This is a genomic window from Salinisphaera sp. S4-8 (assembly GCF_040361235.1).
In the GTDB taxonomy this organism is placed as follows: domain Bacteria; phylum Pseudomonadota; class Gammaproteobacteria; order Nevskiales; family Salinisphaeraceae; genus Salinisphaera.
The window spans coordinates 219,770-236,783 of the sequence record NZ_APNF01000005.1 but is presented as its reverse complement, the minus strand read 5'-3'; the positions used below and the strand labels follow the sequence as shown (position 1 = coordinate 236,783).

Below are 17,014 nucleotides of genomic sequence, written 5' to 3'. Positions count from 1 at the left end.
GTGCGCTGTTGCTGCGCTAACCTTGCCCGGAAGTCGACGCGCAGGCAGCGCTGGCGCGTCGCGATGTTTCGGCCCACCCGATGCCTGATCGAAAGCGAGTCGCCATGAATGCCAGAAACCGTGCTACGCAGGTACTGCTGCTTGTCCTGTTGAGCCTCGTGCTGCTCGCCGGCTGTGGCGACGACGAGCCCGCGCCGGCGACCGCGCCCCCGGCGCCGGGCGTACAACTGCCGGATTTCACCGGGCTGGTTAAGCAGGTTTCGCCGGCCGTGGTCAATATCAGTGCGGTGCCACCGGAGGATACCCAGGCCGAGGGCGAAGCCGGCGGCGACAACCCGCTCGAAGGCTGGCTACGCCGTTTCTTCGAAGAAGGGCCGCAGGGCCCGGGCGGGCAGGCACCGATGCCGCCGCCGGGTGGCTCGCCGCATGCTTCGCTGGGTTCCGGCTTCGTGATTTCCCCGGATGGTTATATTCTGACCAACCGCCATGTGGTGGCCAATGCCGGCCAGATCGTGGTGAAGCTCAACGATCGGCGCCAGCTCATCGCCGACGTGGTCGGTCAGGACAGCTATAGCGACCTAGCGGTGCTCAAGGTGGACGCGACCGACCTGCCGACCGTCAAGATCGGCGATCCGGACAAATTGCCGGTCGGTTCCTGGGTGGTCGCGATCGGTTCGCCGTTCGGATTCGAAACCTCGGTGACCGCCGGTATCGTATCCGCCAAGCAGCGCAGTCTGGCCAGCGATCAGTATGTACCGTTCTTGCAGACCGACGTCGCCATCAATCCGGGCAATTCCGGCGGGCCGTTGTTCAATCTCGCCGGCGAAGTCGTGGGCATCAATTCGCAGATCTATAGCCAGACCGGCGGCTATCAGGGAGTGTCGTTCGCGATTCCGATCGATATCGCCATGGATGTGGCCAAGCAATTGCGTGATACCGGGAGCGTCACTCGCGGCTGGTTGGGTGTACAGATCCAGGATGTGGATCGCGAACTGGCGGAATCCTTCAAGCTCAAACGCCCGGAAGGCGCGCTGGTTGCACGCGTCATGCCCGACAGTCCGGCCGAAGCCGCTGGCCTCGAGGCGGGCGATGTCATCCTTTCGTTCAACGATCAGCCGGTCGATTCGGCCGCGTCATTGCCGCCGCTGGTGGGCACGGTCGCGCCGGGCAAGAGCGCGAGCGTGACCGTGCTGCGCGACGGCGAGCGCGAAAATATCGATGTCACGATCGAGAAACTGCCCAAGGATCTGGCCGCGGCCACACAAGCGCCAGAGGCCGAAAAACCGGCCGAGCAGCCGTATGGCCTGACGCTGGAATCGCTGGATACGGCCGCCCGGCGCGAGCTGGGGCTCGAACAGGGCGGTGTGCGCGTTACCGAGGTCGCCGATGGTCCGGGCGCGCGTGCAGGTATCGAGCCCGGCGATATCGTGCTCGCGGTCGGGTCGCGTCATGTCGAAGACGCAGCCTCGCTGCGCAAGGCGCTCGACAAGGCCGACGGCGCGGTCGCGCTGCTGGTCTGGCGCGATGGCACCCGGCTTTATCTGGCCATGCGGCCGAAAAACGAATGACCCGAGGGCCGGCCGGCTGAAACGCGCGCCGTTGAGCGCGTATACTCTAGTCTGATCGCATCGCCCCGGTTTGTGCCGGGGCGATTGTTTTATGTCGCCATCGCGCGCCGCAGCGAAGTCCTGATGCAATCACGCATACGTAACTTTTCCATCATCGCCCATATCGACCACGGCAAATCCACGCTCGCGGATCGTTTCATCCAGGCGTGCCGCGGGCTCACCGAGCGCGAAATGGCCGAGCAGGTGCTTGACTCGATGGATCTCGAGCGCGAGCGCGGGATCACCATCAAGGCCCAGGCGGTCACGCTCGATTATGAAGCGGCCGACGGCGAAACCTACACGCTGAATTTCATCGACACGCCCGGGCATGTCGATTTCTCCTACGAGGTGTCGCGGTCGTTATTCGCCTGCGAAGGCGCGCTGCTGGTGGTCGACGCCTCCCAGGGCGTGGAAGCCCAGAGCGTGGCCAATACCTATACCGCGATCGAGCAGGATCTCGAAGTCCTGCCGGTGCTCAACAAGATCGATCTGCCCGCGGCCGATCCCGACCGCGTGGCCCAGCAGATCGAAGACGTCATCGGTATCGATGCCACCGATCGGCTGCTGTGTTCGGCCAAGTCCGGCGAAGGCATCACCGAGGTGCTGGAAGCGATTATCCGTCGGATTCCGCCGCCGGAAGGCGATCCGGAGGCGCCGCTGCAGGCGCTGATCGTGGATTCGTGGTTCGACAACTATCTGGGCGTGGTATCGCTGGTGCGGATTCGCAATGGCCGGCTGGCCAAGGGCGATCGTATGAAGGTGATGTCCACCGGGCGCGAATATCAGGTCGACGATGTCGGCATCTTCACGCCCAAGAAGAAAGCCCTGGACGCGCTCGAAGTCGGCGAAGTCGGCTATGTGATTGCCGGCATCAAGGATATCGACGGTGCGCCGGTGGGCGATACGCTCACCCATGCGCATGCCCCCTGTGCCGAGCGCGTGCCCGGTTTCAAGCAGGTGCAGCCGCGGGTGTTCGCGGGCGTTTTTACCGTTAATTCAGACGATTACGAGGATTTTCGCGATGCGCTGTCCAAGCTGCGCCTGAACGATTCCTCGCTCAACTACGAACCGGAGACCTCGGCGGCGCTGGGGTTCGGCTTCCGGATCGGCTTTCTGGGCATGCTGCACATGGAAATCGTGCAGGAGCGCCTGGAGCGCGAGTATGGCCTGGACCTGATCACCACTGCGCCGACGGTGGTCTACGAGGTACTCACCACCTCGGGCGAGGTGCAGGCGATCAGCAACCCGCAATCGCTGCCGAGCGTAGGCGAGATCGAGGAAATACGCGAGCCGATCATCCATGCCAGCATTCTCATGCCGCAGGAGTATGTCGGCCCGGTGTTGCAGCTGTGCATGGAAAAGCGCGGCGTGCAGAAAGACATGAACTACATGGGCAATTCCGTGGCCATGAACTTCGATCTGCCGCTGTCGGAAGTCGTGCTCGACTTCTTCGACCGGCTGAAGTCGGTATCGCGTGGCTTTGCTTCATTCGAGTACGATTTCGCCCGGTTCCAGGCCGCACAGCTGGTGCGTCTGGATGTATTGATCAACGGCGAAGCGGTGGATGCGCTCGCGCACATCGTGCATCGCGACAAGGCCTACGAGCGCGGCAAGATTCTGGTCGAAAAGCTCAAGAAGATCGTGCCGCGGCAGATGTTCGATGTGGCCATTCAGGCCGCGATCGGCACGCGCATCGTCGCGCGCTCGACGGTCAAGGCCATGCGCAAGAACGTCACCGCCAAATGCTACGGCGGCGACGTATCGCGCAAGCGCAAGCTGCTCGAAAAGCAGAAAGAAGGCAAGAAGCGCATGAAGCAGGTCGGTAGCGTGGAAATTCCGCAGGAAGCGTTTCTTGCCGTGCTGTCGACCGACGATTCGGACTAGTCGACCATGAACAACGTGCATATGGACTTCGAAGCCTGGCTCGCGATCGCCACCATCGCGACGGGCATCATCTGGCTCATCGATCGGCTGGTGCTCGCGCCCAAGCGCAACGAGCACCAGGAGCCCAATGGCTTCATCGAGTTCGCACGGTCGTTTTTTCCGGTGCTGCTGGCGGTATTGCTGCTGCGCGCGTTCGTGTTCGAGCCGTTCCGGATTCCCTCCAAGTCCATGGTGCCCACACTGCTGGTGGGCGATTTCGTGCTCGTCAACAAATTCAGCTACGGCCTGCGCGCGCCGGTGTTTCATACCAAGTTTCTCGACCTGGGCGAACCCGAACGCGGGGATGTGGTGGTGTTTCGCTATCCGCCCGATCCCACCAAGGACTACATCAAACGCGTGATCGGCATGCCCGGCGATCAGATCACCTATGCCGATGAGCATCTGTTCATCAACGGTGAGCCGGTCGAACTCGAGCAGATGGGCGTCTATGACGGGCCCGACGCCGATGCGCTGTCGACGATGCACGAGTTCATGGAAACGCTGCCTGAAGGCATGAAACATCCGGTCCTGCAGGTGGACGGGCGGCGCGGGCCGGATATCAGTGTCACGGTGCCGCAGAACAAGTATTTTGTGATGGGCGACAATCGCGACAACAGCGCCGATTCACGTGTCTGGGGGTTCGTGCCGGAGCAGAATCTCGTCGGCAAGGCCTTCATGATCTGGATGAGCGTGGATTTCTCGGAATTCGACGTGCGCTTTTCGCGGATCGGTCATATTCTCCACTGAAGGGCCGATAACGGATAAAACCCAGTCGAGCGCGATATGTTGCAAGCCACCGCAAAACCTCGTTCCAATGCCTTGACCGCCGTTAACCGTCAATACGGGCTGACGATGTGGTCGCTGATCTATGTGCTGTTCACCCTCGGTCTGCTGTTGCTGGTCGCGATCAAGAGCGTACCGGTCTATCTGACCGCCTACGATATTCGCGAAACCATCGAATGGGCCGCCGAGCAGCCCAAGCTCAAGACCGCGCCGGCCGCCGCGATCCAGCAGGCGATCCAGCGGCGCTTCGATGCCGGCTATGTCGACAACCTCACCGGCCGCGACGTGGCGGTCAGTCGCGTGGCCGGCGGTGGGCGCGAGATTTCGGTGGCCTATGAAGTGCGCCGCCCGCTGCTGTTCAATGTGTCCATGGTCTATTCATTCGAGGAAAAAGCGCTGTTGACCGGTAACAATGGGGCCGAGTGATACCAATCGCGAACAGGCGCGCGCCGCGCTCGAGCAACATCTGGACTACGCGTTTCGCGATCGGTCACTGCTCAATCGCGCGCTGACCCATCGCAGCGCCGACGCCGACCACAACGAGCGCCTCGAGTTTCTGGGCGATGGCGTGCTCAATTTCACCATCGCAGCCGCGCTGTTCGAACAATGCGCGGATGCCCCGGAAGGCGATCTGTCGCGTCTGCGCGCTTCGCTGGTTAGAGAAAACACATTGGCGGCGATTGCCGGCGAGATCGAACTCGGTGCGGCGATCGTGCTCGGGCCGGGCGAAATGCGCAACGGCAGCCGTCGGCGTGCCTCGATTCTGGCCGACGGCGTGGAAGCCCTTTTGGGCGCAATCTATTGCGAAGCCGGGTTCGCGGCCGTGCAGAAGGTCATCCTGCATCTATATGCAAAACGCCTCGCCAATCTGCCCAGTGCGGCGAGTCTCAAGGACGCCAAGACCCGTTTGCAGGAGTGGCTGCAGGCGCGTGCACGCAGCCGCCCCGAATACGAACTGGTGGAGGTCAGCGGCGCCGATCATTGCCAGCATTTCGTTTCGCGTTGCCGACTGACCGATAGCGGCGACAGCGTCGACGGCGAGGGCGGTGGCCGGCGCAAGGCGGAACAGGACGCCGCCCGGCGCATGCTGGCAAAACTCGGCGCCGACTCATGACAGCAAAGGACAAGAATTGATGAGCGATACCTCCACGACCCGCAGCGGCATGGTCGCCCTGGTGGGTCGGCCCAACGTCGGCAAATCGACGCTGGTCAATGCGCTGGTGGGCGAGAAGGTGAGCATCGTCACCCCCAAGCCGCAGACCACGCGCCACCGCATTATCGGTGTGCTCACCCAGCCGGGTTTGCAGATCGCGCTGGTGGACACACCCGGGCTGCATACCGGCCAGCGCAGCGCGCTCAACCGCGTACTCAACGAAACCGCGATGTCGAGCCTGGCCGGGATCGATGTGGTGCTGTTCGTGGTCGAGGCGGGCCAATGGCGCGCCGAAGACGCAGCCGCGCTCGAACGCCTGGCCTCGATTCGTACGCCCGTGGGCCTGGTCATCAACAAGGTGGATCGGGTGGCCGACAAGGCCGAACTGCTGCCGTTCATCGAGCAGATGAACGCACGCCGCGAATTCGCTTTTATCGCGCCCGTATCCGCACAAAAGCACAAGAATCTGGATTCCGTGGTCGCCGAGTGCGCACAGCGCATGCCGGAAGGCCCGTTCCTGTTTCCCGAGGACGAATACACCGACCGCAATCTACGCTTCATTGCCGCGGAGACAGTGCGCGAAAAACTCACGATGTACATGCAGCAGGAGCTGCCGTACTCGGCCGCGGTGGAAATCGAGCGCTTCGAGCAGGGCGGCGAACAGATCGAAATCCATGCCTGTATCTGGGTATCGCGCGAAAACCACAAGGCCATGGTGATCGGCAAGGGCGGGGCCATGCTCAAAAAAATCGGCCGTGCCGCCCGCCTGGATCTGGTCGATCGCCTGCAGCACCGCGTGGATCTGCGCCTGTGGGTCAAGGTGCGCGAAAACTGGATCGACAGCGAAGCCAGCGTACGCGATCTGGGCCACTGACCATCGCCTCATCGGTGGTCCGCGAATGAACGCCAATACACGCGAATAAGCCAAGCGCCGTGCGAGCGTGCCACTGGTCAGTTGGGCGGGCAGGATGACCCGCGGTGGTCACGCGTGGCCGTCCATAATCTGAATTCTGTTTGCGTTTACCCGCGGAATGACGCCAAGTGGTAATTATCGCGACAAGCGAGATGAGGCGGCACGGTATTTTGGTTTTTTGACGAAGTATTGGTCCGCAAATAAACGCGAATGAACGCGAATAAGACAAGGGCAATACGAGCGCGTCATTGGCGAGCCCGGCGGGTAGGGTAGGCGCGATGGTTACCCGCGGCGTTGTGCCTATCCGGATTCGATTTGCGCTTATTCTCGTTCATTTGCAAAAAAGCTGTTTGAGTCGCACCCGAAGCGGCGATTACCGCCGCAAGTCCGTTCCGCGGCACGGTGTGTTTCGGGTTCGAAAGAAGTTGTGGTCCGCAAATGAACGCCAATGAACGCGAATAAGCCAAGAGCAATACGAAGGCGTCATTGTCGAGCCCGGCGGGTAGCGGAGGCGCGACGGTTACCTGCGGCGTTCCACTAATCCGAATTCGATTTGCGTTTATTCGCGTTCATTCGCGGACAAAATTTCTTTAGCGTAATCGGCTGATCCGCTCATATATCAGTGAAGTTAATTTGCGGCTAATGGGCGGGTACTCGCCGATAAAGCAGCGGTATACGACTCGACGGATTGATCTGGCTTATATTGGCGGCGATTCGCCGGCAGCGGTGCGTTCTGTGTTCGATTATGCGTATTGAGTTAACCCCTGCGATCGTGCTGCATCGTCGTGCATGGCGTGACACGAGTTTCATCGTCGAGGCGTTCTCGCGTGAGCATGGGCGTATTGGCGTGGTGGCCAAGGGCGCGCGGCGGCCCAAGTCGCGTTGGCGCGGACTGCTGGAACCCCTGGCCGCGTTGCAGTTGTCCTGGTCCGGGCGCGGCGAGCTGTATACGTTGACCGATGTGGAAACCACGCGCCGGCATACGCTGGCCGGCAACGCGTTGATGGCAGGATTCTATGCCAGTGAACTGGTCATGCGCCTGACCGCCCGCGACGATCCGCATGCCGCGATTCACGACAGCCTGGCCGCACTGCTGGTCGCGCTCGACGACGGGGCGCCGGCGGTGGTGGCGCTGCGGTTTTTCGAGCGTGACCTGCTCGACGAACTGGGTTACGGCGTGCCTCTGGATATCACCAGCGATACCGGCGAACCGGTCGACGCCACACTCGAATACGTCTACGCGCCTGAACTGGGCCTGCGGCGGCGGGTCGGCCGTGTCGATGACGATGAAGTCGCCATCGCGGGCAGTGCGCTGCAGGGACTGGTCAGCGGACGCTTTGGCGGGCGGGCCGACGTGCACGCTGCGCGCGTGCTCATGCAACGGGCGATCGCACCGCATCTTGGACCGCAACCCTTGAAATCCGTGGAAACGCTCAAAGCAATGCAGGCATTCAAGGCGTCGCAGGTGACGCCGACCAAGCCCGATCATCCGTCTTCCGGAGAGCAACAATGACCGAAACCCGTACCGGCCATGCACCCCTGCGTCTGGGTGTGAATGTGGATCACGTGGCCACACTGCGCCAGGCGCGTGGCACCCACTATCCGGACGTGGCCGAAGCCGCGCGCGCGGCCATGGCGGCCGGGGCCGACAGTATTACCGTGCACCTGCGTGAAGACCGGCGGCATATTCAGGATGCCGATGTCGAAGCGCTCACCGCCGCCGGTGACGTGCCCGTGAACCTGGAGATGGCGCTCACTGATGAGATGCTGACGATCGCTGAGCGGCTCAAGCCGCGCGATGCCTGCCTCGTTCCTGAAAAGCGCGAGGAACTCACGACCGAAGGCGGCCTCGATGTCGCTGGCCAGATCGAGGCGGTACGCAGTGCGCTGCAACGGCTCCAGGGCGCCGGGATTCAGGCGTCGTTGTTTATCGACCCCGAGCACGATCAGATCGCGGCGGCGGCCGAGGCCGGCGCGGGTTTCATCGAACTGCACACCGGTGCCTATGCCGATGCCACCGACGACGGCGAGCGTGATCGCCAGCTCGAACGGATCGTGACGGCCGCCGCGCAGGCGCGACAACTGGGCATTCAGGTCCATGCCGGCCATGGGCTGACCCGCGACAACGTGGGCGCCATTGCGGCGATCGAGGCGATCGAGGAGCTCAATATCGGCCATGCCCTGATTGCCGATGCGGTGTTCGTCGGCCTGGCCGAAGCGGTGCGCGAGATGCGTGCAGCCATGGATGCCGGGCGGCGCGCGTTGCGCTAGCCGGGCGCGCCGCGTTCTCTTTTTTCTCGGTCATTCCCGCGCCGTGGCCGGCATTGCCAGCGCTTGGCACGGGGTCGCATGAAACGGCAACAAGCCCTAAACTTCGCCAATGAATAGCAAGAACAGTTATCCGACGCTCGATCATTTTGTCGGCCAGAGCGCGCTGACCCGACTGCAACGCCTGCCGGAAAGCTACGCCGCGCATGCGTCCAATACGCTGCTGGCCAAGCTCGAAGGCGACAACCCGGCCGGCTCGGTCAAGGATCGCCCGGCCTACAGCATGATCCGGCGCGCCGCCGAACGTGGCGATATCAAGCCGGGCGATACGCTCATCGAGGCAACCTCCGGCAATACCGGCATCGCCCTGGCCATGGTTGCGGCCATGCAGGGCTATCGCATGGTGCTGATCATGCCGGAGAACATGAGCGAGGAACGGCGTGCCTCGATGCGCGCGTATGGCGCCGAGATCATATCCGTGTCCGAGGCCGATGGCATGGAAGGCGCACGCGATCTGGCCGCCGAAATGCAGCGCGAGGGCAAGGGCCTGGTGCTCGACCAGTTCGCCAACCCGGACAACCCGCGGGCCCACTACGAAACCACCGGCCCCGAACTGTGGCAGGCCACGAATGGTCAGATCACCCATTTCGTGGCGACCATGGGCACGACCGGCACCATCATGGGCTGCTCGCGCTACCTCAAGGAACAGAATCCCGATATCCAGATCATTGGCGTGCAGCCGGCGGGCGAATCCAAGATTCCGGGTATCCGCCGTTGGCCCGAGGAATATCTGCCCAAGATATTCGAACCCGAACGCGTGGATCGCGTCATCGACGTGGAACAGGCCGACGCGGAAACCGCCATGAAACGCCTGGCCCGCGAAGAGGGCATCTTCGCCGGCCCGTCGTCGGGCGGCAGCGTGTTCGCCGCACTGAGCATCGCCCGCGAGGTGGAAAACGCCACCATCGCCATGATCATCTGCGATCGCGGCGATCGCTATCTGTCGACCGGCGTCTACGACAAACCGTGAGTGGGGTGTCGTATCGATTGCTGGGCGCCGCGTCGCGCTGCGTCAGGCATGTAACCCGATGAGTCGTCGCCAACGCCGGCGCAAGCCGGCCGATCGGGGCCTCGTGGATATCGTGGACCTGGCCAGTAACGCCCGCGGCGTCGGTCATGTCGACGGCAAGGCGATATTCGTCGCGGACACCTTGCCGGGTGAACAGGCGCTCTACCGGCCCACCAAGCAGAAGAAGCAGTACGAGGAAGCGGCGCTGGAAACCCTGTTTTCCGCATCGGACAAACGGGTCACTCCGCGTTGTGCGCATTTCGGCCTGTGTGGCGGTTGCGCGCTTCAGCACGCAGGCGAGGACGCCCAGCTCGAATTCAAGCAGGGCCAGCTCCTGGCTGCGCTCGAGCGTGTCGGCAAGGTGGCGCCCGATACCGTGCTCGCACCGCTGGTGGACACTCGCTGGGGCTATCGCCGGCGCGCCCGCCTGGGCGTGAAATACGTGGAAAAGAAAGGCGGCACGCTGGTGGGCTTTCGTGAGCGCGGTGCGCCGTTCATTGCACTACTCAAGCGTTGTGAAGTGCTGGTCGCGCCGGTCGGCAATCGCCTGACCGATCTGGCCGCGCTTATCGACGGTCTGTCGATACGCGAGCGCCTGCCGCAGATCGAGGTCGCCGCGGGCGATAACGCCATTGCACTCGTGTTTCGGGTGCTCGATGAGCCGACCGAGGCCGATCGGGCGCGCATGCGCGAATTCGGCGAGCGCTTCGATTTTTCTATCTATCTGCAGCCGGGCAACGAAGACACCATCGCGCCGCTCGACGGCCATGCGCCGGCGCTGTATTACGAGTTGCCGGCCTGGGATGCGCGGCTGTATTTCAAACCCAACGATTTCGTGCAGATTCATGCCGGCATCAATGCCCGCATGATCGACCAGGCGCTGGAACTGCTGGATGTCGACGCGTCGCACGACGTACTCGAACTGTTCTCGGGCCTGGGCAATTTCTCCGTGCCGCTGGCGCGCAAGGCCCGACGCGTGATCACCGTGGAAGGCGAGGCCGGCCTGGTTGAGCGTGCGCGCGACAATGCACGCCGCAATGGCGCGGATAACATCGAAACGCATGTCGCCAATCTGTTCGAACCACCGGAAGACGCCGCCTGGCGTCAACAGAAGGTCGATCGCGTGCTCATCGACCCGCCGCGTTCGGGGGCAGCTGAAATGCTGGAATCGATTGCTGCGACCGGCGCCGAGCGTATCGTCTACTGTTCCTGTCATCCGGCCACGCTCGCGCGGGATGCCGGCGAGCTCGTGCATCGGTATGGCTACCGATTGACCCATGCGGGCGTAATGGACATGTTTCCGCATACCGCCCATGTCGAGTCGATGGCGGTTTTCGTCAAGCAGGGTACGCACGGGTGACGTAGCGGCCCACGCTGCGTTTTTTCGTGACAGGAACAGCCATGGCCACAGAAATCGAACACAAGTTTGTTGTTCGCAACAACGACTGGCGCGCGCATGCCCATGCCAGTCGGGATTTTGAGCAGGGCTATCTCTGCGGTGACGGCCCGGCGTCGGTTCGTGTGCGTATCGAGGGCGAGCAGGCCAATCTCAATATCAAGGCCGCGCGCGTGGGTACGACCCGTGCGGAATACGAATACGAAATCCCGCTGGTCGACGCGCGCGAAATGCTGGCCACGCTGTGTGTGGCGCCACCCGTGGTCAAGACACGCTACTGGGTCGCCCACGGCGCGCATACCTGGGAAGTCGATGTGTTCGGCGGCGAAAACGCGCCGCTGGTGGTGGCCGAAATCGAACTCACGCGCGCCGACGAAGACTTCGAGTGCCCGGACTGGGTGGGCGCAGAAGTCACCCACGACAAGCGCTATTACAACCACGCGCTGGCGTTCGCGCCGTATTCGCAATGGGGGGCGTGATGGAAACGCCTGCAAACGTGCATATCGATATCGACCTGAATGCGCAAACGCTGACCCTGCTCGACGAACGCGACCACGAAATCAAGCAATACGACGTGTCCACGGCCACGAAGGGCGGCGGCGAGTTCGAAGGCAGCCATCAGACGCCACGCGGCAAGCATCGTATTCGCGCCAAGATTGGTGCGGGCGCGCCGCCGGGCACCGTCTTCAAGGCGCGCCGGCCGACCGGCGAAATCTATTCGCTGGAACTGGCACAGTCCGCCCCGCGTGAAGACTGGATTCTGTCGCGCATTCTCTGGCTGTGTGGCGAAGAGATCGGACGCAACCGTCTGGGCGCGATGGACAGTATGCGCCGTTTCATCTATATCCACGGTGCGGCGGATACGGCCGTGATGGGCAAGCCCGGCTCGATGGGCTGTATTCGCATGTCCAACAGCGATGTAATCGATCTGTTCGAGCGTGTCGATGTCGGCACAAAGGTTCTGATACATGAGTGAAACGCTTCAACGGCCCGGGCCGTTGATGGTCGATGTGGCGGGTACCGCGCTCAGCCACGAGGATGAACAGCTGCTGGCCCATCCGGCCGTGGGCAGCGCAATCATTTTCACCCGCAACTACGAAGATCCGGCCCAGCTTGCCGAGCTGACCGCCGCCATGCGCCGCGCGCGCCCGAACCTGCTCATAGTGGCCGATCAGGAGGGCGGGCGCGTACAGCGCTTTCGCGATCATTTCACCCGCGTGGTGCCCATGCGGGCGATCGGCGCGCTGGCCGCGCGCGACCAGGCGGCGGGCCTGGACGCCGCCCGCGAAATCGGCTGGCTGCTGGCCACGGAGCTTGCGCAGGTCGGCGTGGACATGCCGCTCGCGCCGGTGGTCGATCTCGACTATGGCGCGTCAACGGTCATTGGCGATCGTGCCTTCTCTGGCGACGCGGCAACGGTGGGCGCGCTGGCGCAGGCGCTGGGGGAAGGGCTGCGCGATGCCGGTAGTGCCAGTACCGCCAAGCATTTCCCCGGCCACGGTTATGTGGTCGCCGACTCGCATGCCGAGCTGCCGGTGGACGAACGCGACCGCACCGGTCTGGCCGAAGACATGGCGCCCTACGGTGCGCTCATCAAGCAGGGGCTGGATTCGGTGATGATGGCGCATGTGCGTTATCCGGCGGTCGACGATCTGCCGGCGAGTCTTTCGCCGCGCTGGATCAACGAGATTCTGCGCGGCGAGTACGGCTTTGATGGCTGCGTGTTCTGCGACGATCTGACTATGGGCGGTGCGGCGGCGATCGGCGATTTCGCCGAACGTGCCCGCCGTGCCCAGCAGGCCGGCTGCGATTACCTGCCGATCTGTAACGATCGGTCGGCCGCGCTGGACTTGCTCGATGTCGTGCGTATCGATGACGATACCTCGGCTGCGCGCCGCCAGGCCCTGCATACGCGTTGTGGCAGGCTGGAGCAGCCGGCCCGGCCGCTAGCGGAAAACGCGCGCTGGCAGAACGCGGTGGCGCTGAACGCGCAGCTGGCAGAAGAATACAACGACGGACGCTGACCTATGCCGGATTGGGGATGGCTACAGACGCTGATTAGCGAGTACCAGCGTCTGCACGAACAATGGGGCGTGGCGCTCGATGTGTTCGGCATCGTGCTGATCACGGGCCTGGCCGATCTACTCACGCGCTGGTTGCTGGGTTGTTTGCGCCGGCGTGTGGAAAAAAGCCCCAATATCTGGGACGACGCGATCTACTACAGCGTCAACGGCCCGGTTCAGGGGCTGATCTGGGTCATCGGGCTGTCGATGGCGATCCGCATCTCACGCCCCGAAGACGGGCTGGCCTGGCTGGAATATGTGCCGGAAGGGCGCGGCGTAATTCTGGTCGCGCTGTTCACCTGGTTCGTGTTCCGCATGATCCGCTCGGTCGGCGCCAATGCGCTGGCGCGCGCGGCCGGGCGCGAGAATGCCATCGATGCCACCACCGCGGATGCCATCGGTAAGCTGCTGCGTATCGCGACCCTGATCACCGCCGCGTTGATGATCATGCAGGTCTTCGGCGTATCGCCCTCGGCGTTACTCGCTTTTTCCGGCATCGGCGGTATCGCCCTGGGTTTTGCCGCCCGCGACGTGCTGGCCAATATCTTTGGTGGCTTGACCATCTATCTCAACCGACCGTTTTCGGTGGGCGACTGGATACGCTCGCCGGATCGGGATATCGAAGGTACGGTCGAGGCGATCGGCTGGCGCGCGACCACCGTGCGGCGTTTCGATATGCGCCCGTTGTATGTGCCCAATGCGGTGTTCTCCAACGTAGCGCTGGAAAACCCGTCGCGCATGAGTCATCGGCGCATCATGGAAACGGTGGCCGTGCGCTACGACGACGCCGCGGCGATACCCGATATCGTCGAAGCGGTGCGCAAGATGCTCGATGAAGACGAGGCGATCGACAGCGATCAGGTGATTCTCACCTATCTCGACAGCCTCGGCGAAAGTGCGCTCAACCTGCTGGTGTATTGCTATACCTACACCACGGACTGGGCCGAATTCCTGGCCATCAAGCAAAGCGTATTGCAGCGTGTGCAGGATGTCGTACGTGATCATGGGGCGGCGATTGCCTATCCGACGACCACCATGCACGTGCCTGAGGCCGTACACTTCGCACGCGCCGAGCGCGATGAAGATGACGATCGGGAAGAAGAGATCGACACCGAGAAGGTACAATCCGAGCGCGATCGAGCGATCACGCGTGAAAAGACACGTGGCTATACCTCCACCCAGGGCCCGGATAGCCCGACCGAAGAAGGCGAAGCATGAGCGGTTTTGATTCAGAACGTTACGACGAGGCCCGCGCGGTACGCGCAAATGCCGACTGTTTGATCGACGCAGCCGAGCTGGATGCCTGCTACGACCGCATGGCCGAGCAGATCACCGCACAGCTGGCCGACAAGGCGCCGATCATGATGTGCGTGATGTTCGGCGGCATGCACCCGACGGCCGAAATCACCAAGCGGCTGGACTTCGCCTTCGAGCTGGATTACCTGCACGCCACGCGTTATCGCGGCGAAACCAGCGGCGGCGAACTGGTGTGGAAGGTCAGCCCCGGGCTGCGCCTGGACGGCCGCCATGTCTGCATCATCGACGACATCCTCGACGAAGGGCATACGCTGGAAGCCATCATCAACGCCATCGAAGCCCAGGGCGCGGCCTCGGTGACCACGGCCATGCTGCTACGCAAGAACCACGACCGCTGCACGCCCGGCGTGCATGCCGATATCGTCGGAGCCGAGATCGAGGACCGCTACGTCTTCGGTGCCGGCATGGACTACAAGGGCTATTTCCGCCAGCTACCGGCCGTCTATGCCGTCGAGGGCGACACCCATCCCAAGCACGGCGGCTGAAGCCGTCGATCGCGCCCGGCGCGGTGTGCGCCGGGCGGCCTGCTGGTATCGAACGAGTCGTATATGAGCGAAATCGACACCGCGCCCATCGGCATCATCGGCGGCACCGCGCTGGCTGATCTGGCCGCACTGGAGGCCGGGGAAACACACACCGATATCGACACGCCCTGGGGTGTACCCTCCGGCCCGCTGGTATGCGGCCATCTCGCGGGCCGTTCGGTGTGTTTCGTCATGCGCCACGGCCCGGGCCATAAGCTCGCCCCGCACCGTATCAACTACCGCGCCAATATCCAGGCGCTTGCCGATGCCGGCTGCAAGCAGGTGATCGCCATCGCCGCGGTCGGCGGCATCACCGAGCCCATGCGCTCCGGGCGCATCGTCATTCCCGATCAGATTATCGATTACAGCTGGGGCAGGGCGCACAGCTTCTACGACGCCCCCGAAGGCGGGCTGCTCGACCATATCGACTTCACCGAGCCCTACGACGCCACGCTGTCGAAAGCGCTGGTGAGCGCCGCCACCGAACTGAATCTCGATCCGGCCGCGGGCGGCGTACACGGCGTCACCCAGGGCCCACGTCTCGAAACCGCGGCCGAAATCGACCGCATGGCCCGCGACGGCTGCGACGTCGTCGGCATGACCGGCATGCCCGAAGCCGCGCTCGCCCGCGAAGCCGGCCTCGACTATGCCTGCTGCGCAGTCGTGGTCAATAAAGCGGCCGGCCGAAGCGGTGGCACCGCCATTCATGCCGAAATCGAGGCCACGCTCGCCCAGGGGATGGCGGATATCGAGCGGCTTCTGGTCGCGGTTCTGCTGCAGCTCGGTTGACCGGCTCGCTGGACTTGGTTGCGCTTGGCTAAATGGCGTAACACGCCGCCTGAACGGCTTTCAGACGACCATCCGTACCGGTTAGGCGCGCGGCCTGCGCCGTCGGCGGCGTGGCATTATTGGCAACACGTGGCGCGACCCTGAAAGCCGTCAAGGCAAAAGCGACCAATGGGCGGCGTAAACATAGATCGTCGAGTCTTGAGGCCGCGTTTACGGTTTGCGAGAGAACGATCGCCTCTTGCTACTCCACTTGATGAACAGCAAGCATCGCCGGATTCGAGCGCTTTCGGTAGGAATCCGGTAGTGAGCCCTAAAGTGTGTCCGATGAGCAAGGGCGCTGCTTCGCCGGGTTCCCTGCGCGCCGATGCAGTGTTGCTTACGGCGCGCTGAGCTGGGCGCTACGACCGCCGTCCACGCGATATATTTCACCGCTGACGAACGCCGCGTCGTCCGAGGCCAGAAAGGCCACGAGCGCGGCCACTTCTTCCGGGCGACCGGCACGCCGTAGCGGGTGAATTCGGGCCAGATCCCGCTGGAACGCATCGGCGTCCACGGCATTGGCTACCAATTGGGCGTTCAGGTCGGTGTCGATCCAGCCGGGGGCGACTGCATTGCAGCGAATATTCTCGTGCCCGTGATCCACGGCGACCGCCCGGGTAAGCCCGTGCAGTCCGGCCTTGGTTGCGCAGTAGGCAGCGTGATTGGGGTTGGCGGCCAGGCCTTCCAGCGAACCCACGTTCACGATGTTGCCGTGGGTGCTGCGCAGGTAAGGCAGGGCAGCACGGATAAGCAGGAACGGCGCACTCAGGTTGAGCGCGATATTGCGCTGCCAGGCCTCGAACGTCGTCTGCTCGATGGGCGCCTCCTGCATCATGCCGGCACTGTTCACCAGTACGTCCAACTGCCCGTATCGTGCGATCACCTCGTCGATGATTCGAGCGGGCGCGTTCGAATCGCAGAAGTCCGCACTGATGGAATCGAACGCCGTGTCCGTGCCGCGTTGTGCCGTGATGACAGTTGCACCTTCGCTTTGCAGGCGACGAGCGATTGCATGTCCGATACCGGCACGGCCGCCCGTGACCAAGGCTACTTTCGTTTCGAAGCGATTCATTGAAGTCGGTCTCCCCAGCAGGGCAAATGGTCGTGCAGAGGCTATAGGCCTCGCTGACAGCACCGGAAAACCTCTCCGCGCCGAAGCTGCATGCCGTT

At 63.1% G+C, this 17,014-nt stretch carries 17 protein-coding genes; 16 read left to right on the top strand and 1 reads right to left on the bottom strand.

Features of this window, described 5'->3' with window-relative positions; translation table 11 throughout:
- Positions 1–104 precede the first annotated feature (104 nt).
- The 16 genes from S4A8_RS09645 to S4A8_RS09570 all read left to right on the top strand — a co-directional run bounded on the left by S4A8_RS09645 (position 105) and on the right by S4A8_RS09570 (position 15,805).
- Positions 105–1,568, top strand: coding sequence for a DegQ family serine endoprotease (locus S4A8_RS09645; RefSeq protein ID WP_353179958.1), 1,464 nt, complete (start codon positions 105–107; stop codon positions 1,566–1,568).
- 123 nt (positions 1,569–1,691) lie between these two features.
- A complete protein-coding gene (lepA, locus tag S4A8_RS09640) occupies positions 1,692–3,491 on the top strand; it encodes a translation elongation factor 4 (protein WP_353219976.1) in 1,800 nt (599 codons plus the stop codon).
- A 6-nt stretch (positions 3,492–3,497) separates the two neighbouring features.
- On the top strand, positions 3,498–4,277 hold the full coding sequence (lepB, locus tag S4A8_RS09635; RefSeq protein WP_353179962.1) for a signal peptidase I: 780 nt from the start codon (positions 3,498–3,500) through the stop codon (positions 4,275–4,277).
- Positions 4,278–4,349: 72 nt separating this feature from the next.
- Positions 4,350–4,739: a DUF4845 domain-containing protein gene (locus S4A8_RS09630; protein WP_353219975.1), complete on the top strand. Its 390-nt coding sequence runs from the start codon at positions 4,350–4,352 to the stop codon at positions 4,737–4,739.
- Positions 4,726–5,427 (top strand): ribonuclease III, encoded by a 702-nt coding sequence (gene rnc / locus S4A8_RS09625; RefSeq protein ID WP_353219974.1) that lies wholly within the window; start codon positions 4,726–4,728, stop codon positions 5,425–5,427. The genes S4A8_RS09630 and rnc overlap by 14 nt, the downstream gene beginning before the upstream one ends.
- Before the next feature lie 19 nt (positions 5,428–5,446).
- Complete coding sequence (gene era, locus S4A8_RS09620) at positions 5,447–6,340, top strand: GTPase Era (protein ID WP_353179968.1); 894 nt, start codon at positions 5,447–5,449, stop codon at positions 6,338–6,340.
- A 784-nt stretch (positions 6,341–7,124) separates the two neighbouring features.
- A complete protein-coding gene (gene recO, locus S4A8_RS09615; protein WP_353219973.1) occupies positions 7,125–7,892 on the top strand; it encodes a DNA repair protein RecO in 768 nt (255 codons plus the stop codon).
- Positions 7,889–8,650, top strand: a complete 762-nt coding sequence (gene pdxJ, locus S4A8_RS09610) for a pyridoxine 5'-phosphate synthase (protein WP_353219972.1) — start codon at positions 7,889–7,891, stop codon at positions 8,648–8,650. Before recO ends, pdxJ begins: the two co-directional genes overlap by 4 nt.
- 109 nt (positions 8,651–8,759) lie before the next feature.
- On the top strand, positions 8,760–9,677 hold the full coding sequence (gene cysM, locus S4A8_RS09605; protein WP_353219971.1) for a cysteine synthase CysM: 918 nt from the start codon (positions 8,760–8,762) through the stop codon (positions 9,675–9,677).
- Between the two features lie 58 nt (positions 9,678–9,735).
- On the top strand, positions 9,736–11,076 hold the full coding sequence (gene rlmD, locus S4A8_RS09600; protein WP_353219970.1) for a 23S rRNA (uracil(1939)-C(5))-methyltransferase RlmD: 1,341 nt from the start codon (positions 9,736–9,738) through the stop codon (positions 11,074–11,076).
- A 41-nt stretch (positions 11,077–11,117) separates the two neighbouring features.
- Positions 11,118–11,591 (top strand): CYTH domain-containing protein, encoded by a 474-nt coding sequence (locus S4A8_RS09595; RefSeq protein ID WP_353219969.1) that lies wholly within the window; start codon positions 11,118–11,120, stop codon positions 11,589–11,591.
- Entirely contained in the window at positions 11,591–12,088 is a 498-nt protein-coding gene (locus S4A8_RS09590) for a L,D-transpeptidase family protein (RefSeq protein ID WP_353219968.1), read from the top strand. Before S4A8_RS09595 ends, S4A8_RS09590 begins: the two co-directional genes overlap by 1 nt.
- Positions 12,081–13,136, top strand: coding sequence for a beta-N-acetylhexosaminidase (gene nagZ / locus S4A8_RS09585; RefSeq protein ID WP_353219967.1), 1,056 nt, complete (start codon positions 12,081–12,083; stop codon positions 13,134–13,136). Before S4A8_RS09590 ends, nagZ begins: the two co-directional genes overlap by 8 nt.
- Before the next feature lie 3 nt (positions 13,137–13,139).
- The gene (locus S4A8_RS09580) at positions 13,140–14,393 is read left to right on the top strand and encodes a mechanosensitive ion channel family protein (protein ID WP_353219966.1); all 1,254 of its coding nucleotides are present in this window, start codon (positions 13,140–13,142) and stop codon (positions 14,391–14,393) included.
- Positions 14,390–14,977 (top strand): hypoxanthine-guanine phosphoribosyltransferase, encoded by a 588-nt coding sequence (locus S4A8_RS09575; protein WP_293625218.1) that lies wholly within the window; start codon positions 14,390–14,392, stop codon positions 14,975–14,977. The genes S4A8_RS09580 and S4A8_RS09575 overlap by 4 nt, the downstream gene beginning before the upstream one ends.
- Before the next feature lie 72 nt (positions 14,978–15,049).
- Complete coding sequence (locus S4A8_RS09570) at positions 15,050–15,805, top strand: S-methyl-5'-thioinosine phosphorylase (protein ID WP_502950729.1); 756 nt, start codon at positions 15,050–15,052, stop codon at positions 15,803–15,805.
- A 376-nt stretch (positions 15,806–16,181) separates the two neighbouring features.
- Here S4A8_RS09570 and S4A8_RS09565 read toward each other — a convergent pair whose 3' ends face one another.
- The gene (locus S4A8_RS09565; protein WP_353219964.1) at positions 16,182–16,916 is read right to left on the bottom strand and encodes an SDR family NAD(P)-dependent oxidoreductase; all 735 of its coding nucleotides are present in this window, start codon (positions 16,914–16,916) and stop codon (positions 16,182–16,184) included.
- Positions 16,917–17,014 lie beyond the last annotated feature (98 nt).

Coding starts and splice junctions, on each gene's coding strand:
- rnc (WP_353219974.1), top strand. CDS start 4,726: ATGGGGCCGAGTGATACCAATCGCGAACAGGCGCGCGCCGCGCTCGAG.
- S4A8_RS09595 (WP_353219969.1), top strand. CDS start 11,118: ATGGCCACAGAAATCGAACACAAGTTTGTTGTTCGCAACAACGACTGG.
- S4A8_RS09580 (WP_353219966.1), top strand. CDS start 13,140: ATGCCGGATTGGGGATGGCTACAGACGCTGATTAGCGAGTACCAGCGT.
- rlmD (WP_353219970.1), top strand. CDS start 9,736: ATGAGTCGTCGCCAACGCCGGCGCAAGCCGGCCGATCGGGGCCTCGTG.
- S4A8_RS09565 (WP_353219964.1), bottom strand. CDS start 16,916: ATGAATCGCTTCGAAACGAAAGTAGCCTTGGTCACGGGCGGCCGTGCC.
- S4A8_RS09575 (WP_293625218.1), top strand. CDS start 14,390: ATGAGCGGTTTTGATTCAGAACGTTACGACGAGGCCCGCGCGGTACGC.
- S4A8_RS09645 (WP_353179958.1), top strand. CDS start 105: ATGAATGCCAGAAACCGTGCTACGCAGGTACTGCTGCTTGTCCTGTTG.
- era (WP_353179968.1), top strand. CDS start 5,447: ATGAGCGATACCTCCACGACCCGCAGCGGCATGGTCGCCCTGGTGGGT.
- cysM (WP_353219971.1), top strand. CDS start 8,760: ATGAATAGCAAGAACAGTTATCCGACGCTCGATCATTTTGTCGGCCAG.
- pdxJ (WP_353219972.1), top strand. CDS start 7,889: ATGACCGAAACCCGTACCGGCCATGCACCCCTGCGTCTGGGTGTGAAT.
- recO (WP_353219973.1), top strand. CDS start 7,125: ATGCGTATTGAGTTAACCCCTGCGATCGTGCTGCATCGTCGTGCATGG.
- nagZ (WP_353219967.1), top strand. CDS start 12,081: ATGAGTGAAACGCTTCAACGGCCCGGGCCGTTGATGGTCGATGTGGCG.
- lepA (WP_353219976.1), top strand. CDS start 1,692: ATGCAATCACGCATACGTAACTTTTCCATCATCGCCCATATCGACCAC.
- lepB (WP_353179962.1), top strand. CDS start 3,498: ATGAACAACGTGCATATGGACTTCGAAGCCTGGCTCGCGATCGCCACC.
- S4A8_RS09590 (WP_353219968.1), top strand. CDS start 11,591: ATGGAAACGCCTGCAAACGTGCATATCGATATCGACCTGAATGCGCAA.